Raw genomic sequence first — 14,129 nt, forward strand, 5'->3', positions numbered from 1 at the left:
ACACACCTTCCCTGGCTTACCCCCGTTTATTTGTTTTTCACGCCCAACGATTGCAGTCCCGTTCTTATTTGGTCTGTTACTGGTGCAATCCGAGTACTGGCAATCAAGCTCAAGACAATCAACAACAGATGAAAGCCCATTGTTACGATTAATCCTGATTGCAATGACATCCCGCCAGCTTGACACACCACCAGGATGGAACCGCCGATCCCGATGACTACGCCCGGTGTAAACGAATCTGCAAATTGCAGATTTGCCGAAGTTTTGCCAACGCCGCCCTCTCCTGTTTGGGAAAACGCCACAACACCGCTAATCGGATGCGCTAATCCAATGCCTATTCCAGCTATAATCTGGCCAATAACCGCTACGGTAACGGTCACCACAGGAACCCAAAATACGATGGTAATTCCGATGGCAAGCAGGAGAACACCAATAATAATTCGTGAATGACGTCCACGACCCTGATCTGCCGAGTCCCAACGCCCTTGCAAATAAGCAATGACACACCAGCTCAGTGCAGCGCTTGCTACAATTAAACCAGCCTGAGAAGGTGTAATGCCTTTCACCTCAATTAAAGCCAATACCAAAAAATTTTGTGTACTGGTATAAGCAGCGAAGAACAGTCCACGCGTAGCGAGTATAGCGGGCATACCTCTTCGCAAAGCAAGGGTTCCCTCCGGCAGCAGTTTACGCAGTGGGTATACCATGAGTACTCCCCCGATAAGGACGATAACAAATCCGATAATTGACGGAAGCTTGCCAAGTCCCACTAATAAAGTCCCCGTACCTATCGTTAATAGCAGCGCCATCCATGTAGCGGCAGAACCATTCTCCCCTTGTGCAGGCTGTGATTTTAACTTCGTAAAGGCAGGTAAGCTAAGAAGTGCTGAAATCAACAGGATCGGTAGAATTCCCCAGAACACAAAGCGCCATGACCACTGATCTGCAATAAGGCCTGCAATGTATGGACCAAGCATGGACGGTAGAACGTAAGCTGTACCGAATGCTCCCAGTATTTTGGCACGTAATTCGTCAGGATAACTTAAGGAAATGGCCGTGTACACGCAAGTCATCATAGCACCGGCACCCAAACCCTGCATGGCCCGTGACGCGATCATGGTATACATATCTCCTGCAGTTGCGGCTGCGACCAGCCCGACAATAAACAATAGAAGTGCGAGCGTAAATGGTACTGCGGGTCCCCTCCTATCAATAATCCGACCAACAACCAAGGTTCCGATAATCTGTGCAAGCAGATATGTACTGAATATCCAGCCAAACAGCTTAAGACCGTTCAGGTCTCCAGCAATGGAAGGAGCAATTGTCGTTACCGACAAACCTTCAAAACCAACAGCCATCACTGACAATATAATTCCTATGGATAATGCAAAATAACGCGGACTGAAGATACCTTGAGAATGGGACGACATGATATGTGACCTCCAAGAGATTTTTATGTATACACCGTATCCGGATACTTAGTAAACATTTTACTTTACAAAGTTTAAACTACAGTTCGCTTTTGACTTTGTCAACGTTTTTGTTTAAAATGTATGAAATAATGAAGATTCAGTTGCTTAAAAAGGAGGTTCACCATGAGCCGGGATCAAACGAAAAAGGATGCCTCAACCAGTACCCGAAAAGCAATCATTAACCTGCTTAAGCATCAAGGTGGAATGGATGTGGTTGCACTCTCCTCCCAATTTGCGTTATCTGGAATGGCTATCAGGCAGCACTTAAATGCACTGAAAGAAGAAGGATTGGTTACTTTCGAAGAAGAGGCTCGTCCCATGGGTCGACCAACCAAGCTATGGAGATTAACCCCTGCTGCTGATCGTTTTTTCCCTAGTGGATATTCGGAGTTATCCGTCAGTCTGATCAATTCCATGAAAGAAGCTTTCGGAAATGAAGGGCTGGACAAGCTTCTCAGTGTTCGGAATAAAAACATGCAAGATCAATATCTTCAATACATTGGTGATGCATCCAGCGTGAAGGAAAGGCTGGAGAAACTGGCTGAAATTCGAACAAATGAAGGCTATATGGCCGAGGTTAAGGATCAAGGCGATGGTAGCCTCTTATTTATAGAGAAGCATTGTCCCATCTGTGAAGCTGCAGCAGTATGTACCGGCTTATGTAAGAATGAATTGCATTTATTCAAAACCGTTCTGGGGGATCAAGTTCATATTGAACGTGGAGAGTATATTTTGGCTGGAGGAAGAAACTGCATATATACGGTTAGAGAACATCATTCATTGTAAGTCATTCCGAACAGTTTGAGCCCATTCACTCCCACATGCTGCTTATGGATATATAATAACGAAAAAAGAACCTTGGGCTTGGCTCAAGGTTCTTTACGTTCAGTTGTATAGTGAAAAACAAATTTAGAAGATGGTTGGCACCATTCCCCCATCCATACGGATTGGAGAACCTTTGAATGCCGATGCATACGGACTGCATACAAATGTGGCCAATCTGCCTATCTCAACAGGCTTGATAAATCGTTGGATTTCGGATTGAGGCAGGTTTTTGCGCATAAAATCCTTCTCTTTTTCTAAAAAAGTCATCGATTCATCAGGGTAGATGCTCTCAATGATTTGTTGCACATTTTCAGAGAGGGTTGGCCCTGGCATGATCGTATTGACGGTAACTTCTGTTCCTGCCGTTAATTTCGATAAACTTTTGGACAACGATAATAACATGGATTTGGTCATGCAATACTGAGGCATTTGTCCTGAAGGCATGATGGCTTCTTCACTCGCAATAAAGATAATGCGGCCATAATCATTTTGCAACATTTTAGGCATGTAAAATTTGGATAATGCATTTGCAACGAGCACATTCGTACGGAAGTATTTCTCCCAAACCTCATCGCTGATATCTTCATATTGCATTATTTCATAAATTCCCATATTGTTCACTAGGATATCAATTTGGGTATATTTTTCAAATAAGGCTTCTCTTTGACCAATGTCCACCAGATCAGCTGTAGCTTTTTGAGGTGAGGTAGCGGGAAACTCGGACTTTATTTCATGAACCGTGCGCTCAACCTCTGCATCATTTCGTCCATTGATGAGCACATTAACCCCTTCTTTGGCAAGTTCAATGGCAATGGCTTTCCCTATCCCCTTCGTCGATCCTGTAACCAAAGCTGTTTTACCGTATAAACCCATATCCATATCACACTACTCCTTTTATTTTCTTGTAGCGGCAAGCTGATTCGTTATCATGTTATAAACAGTCTTGTGCTCCGGATAGGATTTATATTACCTTGTCTACATTGCCCAGTAACTAGCGTGTTGCGCCAAAGTTCTTGCTTAACACGCCAAAATGATATAAAGCAATCAGTTAATGAAGAGTTGATGATTCTGGCGGACCTTCGGATAGCGAATTCGTTCCTAAATATTCCGTACGCCAATTCGTTGGCGTATCCCCTTCCCATGAACGAAAGGCACGGTAGAACGAGTTCTGGTCTTCATATCCAATTAAGAAAGCTACTTCTTTAATGTCCAGTGTAGGGTCTGCCAAGTAGGCTCGTGCCTGCTCATGTCTTGCCTGCGTCAATAGATGCTTGAAGCTTGTATTCTCTTCTGTAAGCCGGCGCTGCAAGGTCCGATCGCTCATACCCAATTCCTTGGCAACGACCTGAATGTCGGGGCGACCTCCTGTGAGACTGCGTTTCATAATCCATTTGACCGTGTCTGTAATAGAACGACTGCCCTGCTGTTCATCCAGCGATCGGTCCAGGGCGGGAGTAAGGATCTCCAGTAACTCTTCGTTGTATGAAAGAAACGGACGATCCAAATCTTTACGATGTAAGGTCAGCCGGTTACATGTTGCACCAATCCGAATTGGGCAGCCAAAATAAGTCTCAAGAGTGCGAACATCGCCCATGGTATGAGAAAATTCGACAAGCCGCGCAGTCAAAGGTTGACCTGTTCCCCGGCGCCCAAGTTCGAGGAGAAATGCCAGTGTGACTCCAACCAGCAATGACGGACCTGATTGTTCGTTAGACCATTCCAGTTCAATTAAACAATCATCGCCCTCCTCAGTAATACGCAAGCTTTCAGGGGGACAAAGTTGTTTGTACCGAGCCATTCGGTGTAACGCATCACGGTAGTCACGTGCATGGTAGGTCGCTAAGACACTCGGCGGGTATTTACCCGTTTCAAAGACGGTTGCAAGCTTGATGATTGCTTCGGCAGTGTCACCGACGAGATCGGAATATGCCTGCCAGATCGCAAAATATTGAGCGGTCGTAACAGCTGGTTCAGTTATAATCGTGAGCGGCAGTTGTGCTTTGCGAGCTACATCGTGGGCGGCAATCCCTAATTGATGCAAGCCTGTCCAAAACCCTGCCGGGAATTTAATACGCTCAGAGGTGTGGGACTTCATAGATACCCTCCTTCTTGGAGTCATTGTTGCTTAATGATTCATCCACTGTACAGGGACTCTGATTCTTTTGCAATGTCTCTAATATTTCCTGGTCTCTAGAATAAAACAAGAAACCAATGCGGAAACGTTCCGCATTGGTTTCTTGGAAATTAGGTTTAGCGTTATTTTGATTGTTCAAGAAGCCCAACAATAAGTGTAACTGCTTCAGCACGGGTAGCTGTCTGCATCGGAGCAAATCGATTGCCACCTACACCGCCCACCAGACCAGCTTCCACGGCAGAAGCTACATAGGATACTGCCCATGCTGGGACATCCTTTGCATCTTTGAAATCCAGTTTCGCATTGGAATTCGTTTGAATTCCGCCAGCGCGTGCAATCATAGTTACCATCTCCGCACGGCTCAGCGTCTTGCTAGGGCCGAACGAGCCATTTTCGTAACCATTGACAATGCCAGCGGATGCAGCTGCTGTAATATAAGGCTTCGCCCATGAAGGAATCTTGTTATCATCCGTATAGTGAATACTCTCGCTTACGGTATTCAGATTCAAGGCACGGCCCAGCATCGTAATGAACTCGGCACGTGTGACTTTCTGATTCGGACGGAAGGTCTGATCACCATAGCCATTGACGAATCCAGCCGCCAGGGCTTTATCAATTGCTGATTTTGCCCAGTGTCCAGCTGTATCTTTCAACGCTGGTGCAGTGCCTCCGTTTCCGTTATTGCCTGATCCAGTATCCGGTTTGTTGCCGGAATCAGTTCCGCTACCACTACCGCTGTTCGAACCGTTTCCGGTTGTTGTATCGCCACTGGTTCCTGAAGAGCCATTACTGCTGCCGGAACCATTACCTGAGCCTGAACCGGAGCCGGGATTCGATGTTCCCGGATTGGACGTTCCTGGTCCCGGATTCGATGGTTCCGTCTTCTTCACGATACCGAACTGATCAACTATGAAGGGGGCAGCTCCATACTTATTTTGGTCAATTTCATACGTTACAGCTGTCAGTTTGCTGCCGTCAATCGTAATTCCCACAAAATTCTGTACCTGACTGCGCATTGGTCGACGGTTGTCATTCGGATCAGGCCCATATTTGGCTGCATGATTCTCCTCTGCCAGTTCAAAAAGATTGTAATAAGCATCACCGAGACTTGTGCTCGGATTTTTGTAATACACTTTTGGACCAGCTGTTGCCGGGATCAGATAGATCGTGCCATCCGGATTCACAGAGTACTCGATCTTCTGTCCATTTTGCATCTCCGTGATCATTTCTGGCTGACGCGCTTTCCCCTTCTGATCGATCGGTTTTGTGCGGGCATAGATGTGGTCATGTCCCTGGAGCACAAAATCGATGCCAAGCTCCGCCATGAGCGGTGCAATCTTGGTACGTACACCGTTTGCTCCCATGATGTCGGAATCCGTTGCGTGATTTGACGTCGTGTACGGTCCCTTGTGAATGTTAACGATTATCCACTGTGATCCATTCTTCTTGGCAGCCTGAACATCTTTCTTCAGCCACTCGACTTGCTCTAATGAGAAGTTGTCATACTCGTCCGAATCCTCATTGGAGTTCAACACAACAAAATGCGCATTGCTGTAATCATAAGAGTAGTAAGCTCCCGTCTCCGTTGCGGAATTCAGCGGTGACTGGATATTGAAATGATCGATAAATGCATAATTTTCGTCCTCGTGGTTCCCTGCGGACGGAACGATGGTTGTATTTAAGAGGCTTTCCTGCGAATGCCCAAGCAGCCAGTTCCACTGTTCCTCTTTCACACCAGTATCCACGATATCCCCGTTATGAACGACAAATTGTGCATCCGGTACTGTAGCCAATGCTTTGGCCAATGTCTCAGAGGACAGTATTGCCTCATCCTCTTCCTTCGCTTGTGTATCCGCCAGATCAATGAAAGTGAATTTTCCTTTTTCCGGTGCTGTACGGAAGGTACCTGTCTCGCTCCATACTTGTTGGGAAGCATCCCCTACACGGAAATAATAGGTCGTATTGGCTTTCAGATCTGTCACTTCTGCTTTGTGCATCAGTTCTGTAGGAGCATTCGCAGGTTTTGCAGAGCGCCCTTGAAGCGATTTGGCTTGTGTGAAATCAGGTGTTGCAGCTGTTTTCTCCACAACCTGAAGGTCGCTATTCGTTACTTGATCGGAAGTGTACCACGTGAAGCCCTTGCTCTTGGTAGGATCTCCATGGAACGTTACCGTTACTTTGTTTACCTGTTCTGGAACAGGAACTGTATCCGATTCCTTGGTAATTCCGAAAGTATCCACGATAAATGGTTCTGCATTCTTATTTTGGTCAATCTCATATGTTATGGCGGACAGCTTATCTCCGTCAATAGTCAATGAAACGAAGTTCTGAACCTGACCTCTGGCTGCGCTCGTGGTGTCGCCATATTGCTTTGCGTGGTTTTCTTCCGCACGCTCGAACAAGCTGAAGTACGCTTCACCAAGTTCATTTTTCTGGTTTTTGAAGTATACTTTGGCCCCGGCGGTAGCAGGAATCATATAAATGGTTCCATCCGGTTTGACCGCGTATTCGATACTCTGTCCATTGAAGGTCTCCGTTATTTTGGACACATCTTCAGCAGTACCATCACTCTTGATTGGTTTCGTCCGTGCATAGATATGGTCATGTCCCTGAAGGACCAGATCAATCCCCAGTTCGTTCATGAGTGGAGCGATTTTTTTTCGTTCACCATTCGCACCAATAATGTCGCTATCCGTGGCGTGATTGGATGTCGTGTACGGACCTTTATGGATGTTAACGATAATCCACTTGGCTCCTGCGGCTTTTGCTTCCGCTACATCCTGCTTCATCCATGCGACTTGCTCATTCGAGAAGTTGGCGTAATCCGATGAATCCTCGTTGGAGTTCAATACGATAAAATGAGCTTTGCTATAATTATACGAATAATATGCGCCTGTTACCGTTGCAGCACCGTCTGGCTGCTTCACATTAAAATGCTCGTAGAACGCATTATTTTTATTCTCATGATTGCCAGCAGACGGTGCAATGGTCGTGTTCATAAGACTGGCTTGCGAATGACCAAGCAACCAATTCCATTCTTGCTCTGAAGTGCCATTCTCCACAACGTCTCCGTTATGGACGACAAATTCAGCATTCGGAACAGTAGCGAGTGCTTTGGACAGAGTAGATCCAGACAGGATCGCCTCATCCTCTTCCTTCGCCTGTGTATCCGTCAGGTCGATAAAGGTAAACGCTCCGTCAACCGGAGCCGTTTTGAACGTTCCAACCTCACTCCATATGCCCAGATCCTGATCACCAACACGGAAAAAATAAGAAGTGTCAGGGGAAAGGCCTGTCGCTTCCGCCTTATGCACCATTTCTCCAGGGGAGTTGGAAGCTACAGTTGCACGCCCATTGAAACTTTGGGCCAGACTGAAGTCGGCAACTCCTCCTTGGTTCGGCACCACTTGAACAATGCTCTGTGCAGATGCAAGAGGAGTATACCAAGTGAAGCCTTTGCTACTTGTTGCATCTCCATAGAAGGTAACCGTTACTTTGCTGATATCCAGCGATGGCGCATTAGCCAAGGCTTTAAGCTCCATGTCAAAATAAAGGTCAGAGCTGCTGTCGCTCTGTTGATGCACTTCGACCGCAATTTCGTTTGAGCCTTCATGCAAATTAGCTTTCATTGGCTCAGTCAGGTCGATATTCTCATACATTACCGGCAAGTCCTTATTTGAGGTTGCTTGAGTAGAGTACACAATCTCTCCATCCGGCATGCCAAAGCGAATGACTTCCACACCATTCACATAGATCACTGCACCGTCATCAATACCGAATGTGCCGAGAATTTGACCATAACCGTCAATTTGATCCTTGTTAACGTTAAGGTTTGTCCGGAAATAGGTTGTGCGGGGTTTATTTTTTTTGTCCAGACCGTAGCTGACTTCCGTATTGATTGATCCAAAATAGGAAGTGCTTACGCCATTACCGTTGTCTTTGTAACCAAATGGAGCCTGTCCCGAATTCCAGGACGAATCATCGTATGAAGCACGCCATTCCGATTGTAAATCCTGACCCTGATCGAAATAATGCCAATTGGCATTACGCTCTAACAGCATCTCAGGCTCAGACAATGATGCGGCTTGGGCTGAATTAACTCCCCCAAATCCCGCAAGCCATCCGAATACCAAAGCAATCGATAACAGGATGGATAACATCTTTTTGTAGAGGTGACTGATCATAATTCTCTCCTTTGTATGTATAATTGGTTGGCTTATGTAAATCCAAACAGGCCTAGCATAACAAGGGAAGATCAGCATCCGGTTAGCGGGAAGTAAAACTTATGTAAACTCTTACATTTATTTGACTTATAATATGGATAATGTTTTCGGTTAACATAATAATTAATATGGTTTTCACTCCAATTTGGATGAATATATACAGACTATTTTTAAAGGTTTGATGAATTGGCTTTTAGGAAGTAGACTAATGAGGATAGACTATACAAAAGTTAACATGTTCTGGGAAAGGGGAATCATAATGTCATCCAGTGTCATCGACATGCTGCAGCTTGAATATCAACGTTTTTCAGCGAAAGAAAAGGAAATCGCTGATTATGTGATGCGTAATAAATCATCCATTAATAATATTAATATTAGGGATTTGGCTGCTTACACCAATGCTTCCATGTCAACCATTACTCGATTTTGTAAAAAAGTAGGTTGTTCTACCTTTGTAGATTTTAAAATTCGACTTAACCGTGAAGTGGATCAACCCCGCAATCAAACGGATTTCTTTATAAGAACACAGCAGATCCACAATGATATCATCAACGCAACCGCAGAAATGCTGGATACCGACAGAATCGAACAAGTGGTCCAGTACATAAAAAAAGCTCGCAGAATCTATGTTTATGGTTTGGGAAGTTCAGGTTTATCTGCTCTGGAGTTCAAATACAGACTAATGCGGATGGATATCGTAATTGATGCGGTGACGGATTCACACATGATGATCATGAGTGCTTCTCTTCTGGGAGAAGATGATCTGGTTATTGGTTTATCCAATTCAGGACGAACCTTAGAAGTCAGTGATGCATTAAATGCGGCCAAAAAAAGAGGAAGCAAAGTTGTTGGAATTACTAATTTTGATCACACCCCCCTCTCCGAAATCTCGGATTTGTGCATTTTCACACCGGATATCGGGCGAACCGGAGATGTGAACTTCATCAACAGCCAGTTGGCCATTATTTACATCCTGGATGTGATCTCTCTTCTACTACTTGAGGATGAACATTTACTTAATGCGCGGCAGCAAACGTTAAAAGCTCTATATTCTGCTGAATAACAAAACAGCCAACTTGATTCGTTGGCTGTTTGTTCACTTCTCTTTTTTATTGGACAGAAGGAGAAGGCTTTTTCAATTTTGCAATTTCAGAGACAAAACGTTCCGTAATTTGTTGAGGACGCGTAATGGCTCCACCAACAACGACACAATAGACTCCAGCTTCCAGACACGTTGCTGCCATCTCCGGTGTCATGATATTCCCTTCCGCAACAACAGGCGTTTGTACGCTAGTTAAAATCTCCTTCAAGGCTGCAAATTGATTATCGTACAGTTTAAGCCCTGCTGTCTCCTCTGTATATCCAACCAATGTAGAAGAGATCAGATCAAAACCAAGTCGTTCTGCATTAATCGCTTCCTCTTTGGTTGAAATATCCCCCATTAATAGAAGATGAGGATGTTTGGTGCGAATTTCATGTACGAATTCATCCAATGATTTACCGTCCGGTCGCGCACGCAAAGTGGCATCAACTGCAACAATCTCTGCATGAACCTCGGCAAGCTCATCCACTTCCAAGATCGTTGGTGTAATGAATACCGGATTGGTTCCGTAGTTTCTTTTTACAATACCTATGACCGGAAGATCAACCTGCTCCTTGATCTCTTTTACATCTGCCGCAGTATTCGCACGAATACCGATGGCTCCCCCCTCTTTTGCTGCGACTGCCATGCGTCCCATGATCAGCGAACTATGAAGTGGCTCGTGCTCCAAAGCCTGACATGATACAACGAGACCACCTTGTAAACCTAAGTTATTTAATTTATCTAAATTCATTGCAATTACTCCGTTTCCATAATTTCTTCGATTTCATTTTTGATCACGGTAACCTGAGGGCCATATATAACCTGCACACCGTTACCCACAAGAACTACCCCTTTGGCTCCCGTAGCTGTAAGCGCATCCTTTTGAACCTTCTCGATATCCTTCACAGATACGCGAAGCCGTGTTGCACAGCAATCTAATTCGTTAATATTGTCTGCACCGCCAAGTCCATTCAGAATGGCAATGGAACGTTCTTCACCTTTCGTTGATGCGGGTGTGTTAGACTGCTGACTTTGCGTTTTGGCGTCTGGCTCTGATGTTACGTCTTCCTCACGTCCCGAAGTTTTTAAGTTGAGCTTCACGATCAAGATTCGGAAGGTGAAGTAATAAAGGAAGAACCAGACCACACCAATGATGGGAACGATAATCCAGTTCGTTTTGGCATTACCCTGAAGTATCCCGAATAAGATAAAGTCGATTAATCCACCTGAAAAAGTCTGACCGATTGTAATCTCAAAAATATGTGAAAGCATAAATGCCAAACCATCAAATACGGCGTGAATGACATACAGGATTGGAGCAACAAACAGGAATGAGAATTCCAGAGGCTCAGTAATTCCTGTCAAGAACGAAGTGAGGGCCGCAGACAACATCAATCCGCCAACCACTTTTTTACGTTCAGGCTTGGCCGTATGATAAATAGCGAGGGCCGCACCGAGCAAACCAAACATCATCGTGATAAAACGTCCTGACATAAATCGGGATGTACCCGAGAAGAACTTCTCGGTTGCAGGGTCCCCCAGTTGAGCAAAGAAAATATTCTGTGTCCCTTCGTAAACTTTTCCCGCAACCTCCATTGTTCCGCCGACTCCCGTCTGCCAGAAAGGCAGATAAAAGATGTGGTGTAACCCAAGTGGACCCAGCATCCGTAAAACAAATCCGTATAACAGTGTTCCGATATACCCAGTTCTATCGACCAAACCTCCAAGCTGTGTTATGCCGAGCTGGATGGTTGGCCAGATCAAGAACAAAGCAATACCAATAAAGATGGCCGCAAAAGATGAAACGATAGGAATGAAACGTGAACCTCCAAAGAATCCTAAGAATTGAGGAAGTTCTATTTTGTTGTACCGATTATGAAGCCATGCGGTAACCAATCCGACAACGATCCCTCCAAGTACACCAGTTTGCAAGGTTTGGATTCCAAGTACCATACCTTGACCCGCACTAGCCAAATGATCTGCGACAAGTTTCCCCGAATTGACCAGCATCGCATTGATCGATGCATTCATGACCAGATAAGCCAGTCCAGCTGCCAATCCTGCTGTACCTTTGTCCGCTCTAGCGAGTCCAACAGCCACACCAATGGCAAAGATCAATGCCAGATTATCAAATACAATACTTCCTGCACTGCTCATCACCGTAAACACTTGCTGCAACCATGTGATCTGCAAAAATGGATACGAGTTAATCGTATTGGCGTTGGACAAAGCCCCTCCAATCCCCAGTAATAGACCCGCCGCTGGTAAAACAGCAATAGGAAGCATAAACGATTTACCAAACTTCTGAGCCTTCTCAAAATATTGCTTCACAGTGATATCCACCTCTCTAAAACTATTTTCATTTACATAATAATTATGAAAATGGTTTTCGTCAACACAATTTTAAATCGCTTTCATTACGTGTGAGGTCTAATCATTTGATGAATAACTCGGTTCGAATATAATTATTTCCAACTTAACAAAGCTCAGTCTTGTTGGTTCAATGCAAAAAAAGCCGCCAATATGGCGACTTTCAACGTGCAAATGCATATTCGTATGCCCACATTGGAGTAATAATAGAGCTCATTGAGATCACCAAGTAGCAAGTTATAGCCAGGGTAGTCACTTCGATTAAGCTTGGCACGTTCCATAAATTGCTAAGGTGTCGAACTTTCCTTCAAATATTGAGTAACCAGTTCTCCTCCAGAGCACTGTCCAGGGAACCCTCATGAGGATCACGATAGTTCGTTACGGCTGCCAATCGTCCCTTTGTTGTCACTCTCATCCAGGTTCCCATTTTCAACAGATCCCGGCCAGCCAATATTTCCGGATCGTCATCCCAGTAGTGAGCTTGCGCAGTCGGTCTATGATAAAATTCATCTCTATTTGACCCGAGAATAAGTTGATATTTTGGATATACTTTATAAGCAATTAAAATCAAACACATGATGGAATTTTCACTCCTACCGTTTAACAGTGACACCGGAACATAACAGCACCAGTTCACAAAACATCATATTAGCCCAGGAAAACCAAGGGCGGGTAAACTCCTCTGGTCGATCCACATGAAATCCCTCATGCATAAATCCGGTTCCTCCGTCTGTTGCAAGCATCAACTCCAGTAGACGCTGCTGTTCTGCATTATCCTTTGCGGTCATGCCTTGCATCGCCAGCGCTATATGCCAGATGTATTGATCCGGCGTATGAGGACTACCAATGCCAGATGCAGCCGTCCCCTGGTAGAAGTAAGGATTACGCTCACTCAGGATAAATTGCCGTGTATTCACATAGACCGGATCATCTGCATTTGAATAACCCAGGTAAGGAATGGATAACAAGCTGGGTACATTGGCATCGTCCATCAGATTGTTTGAACCAAGCCCGTCCACTTCGTATGCATAAATGGAACCGCATTGATCATCCTCTACCACACCATGCTGGAGAATACCTGCATTAATCTGTGTAGCAAGTTTCTCTGACGCTTCTGCAAGCTCCTCATCCATTAGAATCTCCTTAGCCATTTCTGTGACGTATCGGAGTACAACCACTGCGAACATATTTGAAGGTACCAGATAACCGTATGTACAGGCATCATCACTCGGTCTAAAACCGGACCAGGTCATACCGGTATATCCTGTTTCCGAACCTCTGCCGTCTCGAATAAGGGTATCTGATGGCGGACAATTGCTGCGCTCAAAGGTATACTCGGAGTCAGTCTCATGTCGCTGTTCTCGCTTCCACAAATCGATAATCTGCTTTACACCTGCACGGAATGTTTCATCCAAATGATCAATTCTGCCGGAATTCTTCCACAACAGATAACTGAGCTGGATCGGATAACATAGGGAGTCGATCTCGTATTTACGCTCCCAAATCCACAGGCTCATGTCAGTGGCATCATCCTGATGCCCTTTACCGTTGGCCGATTCATTAAAAGCATTCGCATAGGGATCTTGCAAAATATAATCAAATTGACGTCGTACCACGCCTTGAATCATGTCACCGATCTCCTGGTCCTCTGATAGGACCAGGAAAGGTCTTACTTGTGCTGCAGAATCTCGCAGCCACATGGCAGGTATATCGCCCGTAATAACAAAGGTTGAACCGTCCTCCATGCGCTTTAAGGTGGTATTCCAGGTGTTAGCCAAGCATTGCTCAAACATGTCAGCTGTACGTTCCGATTGTTTTTCCCGTACTATCTCCTTCAAACGTCTCATTGCTTCTGGGAGTTCTGTAATTGAATGCATTTTACGTACCCCTCTCATTCGAAATAAGGATGAAAATCCCGTTCCTAAGATGGAATTACCGTCTCATAAAACAGCACCGCATGATCTTTCTCTTGGAAAGAATCATGCAGGCGCTGACCTCTAATCATTACTATCCTATTAACC

11 protein-coding genes are annotated in these 14,129 nt (G+C 45.0%); 2 read left to right on the plus strand and 9 right to left on the minus strand.

Annotated features, from left to right (window positions below; all coding sequences use genetic code 11):
- Positions 1 to 26: 26 nt before the first annotated feature.
- A complete protein-coding gene (locus G3352_RS05105; RefSeq protein WP_163754526.1) occupies positions 27 to 1,430 on the minus strand; it encodes an MFS transporter in 1,404 nt (467 codons plus the stop codon).
- Between the two features lie 165 nt (positions 1,431 to 1,595).
- Here G3352_RS05105 and G3352_RS05110 point away from each other — a divergent pair, with 165 nt between their 5' ends.
- Entirely contained in the window at positions 1,596 to 2,258 is a 663-nt protein-coding gene (locus tag G3352_RS05110; protein WP_163754528.1) for a helix-turn-helix transcriptional regulator, read from the plus strand.
- Between the two features lie 123 nt (positions 2,259 to 2,381).
- Here G3352_RS05110 and G3352_RS05115 read toward each other — a convergent pair whose 3' ends face one another.
- From G3352_RS05115 to G3352_RS05125, 3 genes are all read right to left on the minus strand, one after another.
- Entirely contained in the window at positions 2,382 to 3,176 is a 795-nt protein-coding gene (locus G3352_RS05115; RefSeq protein ID WP_163754530.1) for an SDR family NAD(P)-dependent oxidoreductase, read from the minus strand.
- A gap of 169 nt (positions 3,177 to 3,345) precedes the next feature.
- Positions 3,346 to 4,392, minus strand: coding sequence for an AraC family transcriptional regulator (locus G3352_RS05120; RefSeq protein ID WP_163754531.1), 1,047 nt, complete (start codon positions 4,390 to 4,392; stop codon positions 3,346 to 3,348).
- A gap of 161 nt (positions 4,393 to 4,553) precedes the next feature.
- Positions 4,554 to 8,615, minus strand: coding sequence for an S-layer homology domain-containing protein (locus G3352_RS05125; protein WP_163754544.1), 4,062 nt, complete (start codon positions 8,613 to 8,615; stop codon positions 4,554 to 4,556).
- Positions 8,616 to 8,934: 319 nt separating this feature from the next.
- Here G3352_RS05125 and G3352_RS05130 point away from each other — a divergent pair, with 319 nt between their 5' ends.
- The gene (locus G3352_RS05130; RefSeq protein ID WP_163754548.1) at positions 8,935 to 9,717 is read left to right on the plus strand and encodes a MurR/RpiR family transcriptional regulator; all 783 of its coding nucleotides are present in this window, start codon (positions 8,935 to 8,937) and stop codon (positions 9,715 to 9,717) included.
- 46 nt (positions 9,718 to 9,763) lie between these two features.
- Here the strand turns inward: G3352_RS05130 and G3352_RS05135 are convergent, their stop codons facing one another.
- From G3352_RS05135 to G3352_RS05150, 5 genes are all read right to left on the minus strand, one after another.
- Complete coding sequence (locus G3352_RS05135) at positions 9,764 to 10,489, minus strand: N-acetylmannosamine-6-phosphate 2-epimerase (RefSeq protein ID WP_163754551.1); 726 nt, start codon at positions 10,487 to 10,489, stop codon at positions 9,764 to 9,766.
- A 5-nt stretch (positions 10,490 to 10,494) separates the two neighbouring features.
- Positions 10,495 to 12,069, minus strand: a complete 1,575-nt coding sequence (gene ptsG, locus G3352_RS05140) for a glucose-specific PTS transporter subunit IIBC (protein ID WP_163754554.1) — start codon at positions 12,067 to 12,069, stop codon at positions 10,495 to 10,497.
- A gap of 155 nt (positions 12,070 to 12,224) precedes the next feature.
- Positions 12,225 to 12,389, minus strand: coding sequence for a hypothetical protein (locus G3352_RS31070; protein WP_240342934.1), 165 nt, complete (start codon positions 12,387 to 12,389; stop codon positions 12,225 to 12,227).
- 26 nt (positions 12,390 to 12,415) lie between these two features.
- Positions 12,416 to 12,685: an NRDE family protein gene (locus tag G3352_RS31075; protein ID WP_240342935.1), complete on the minus strand. Its 270-nt coding sequence runs from the start codon at positions 12,683 to 12,685 to the stop codon at positions 12,416 to 12,418.
- A gap of 16 nt (positions 12,686 to 12,701) precedes the next feature.
- A complete protein-coding gene (locus G3352_RS05150; protein WP_163754557.1) occupies positions 12,702 to 13,985 on the minus strand; it encodes a glycoside hydrolase family 125 protein in 1,284 nt (427 codons plus the stop codon).
- Positions 13,986 to 14,129: the final 144 nt, after the last annotated feature.

This window comes from Paenibacillus sp. ALJ109b, from assembly GCF_010747435.1.
In the GTDB taxonomy this organism is placed as follows: Bacteria; Bacillota; Bacilli; order Paenibacillales; family Paenibacillaceae; genus Paenibacillus; species Paenibacillus taichungensis.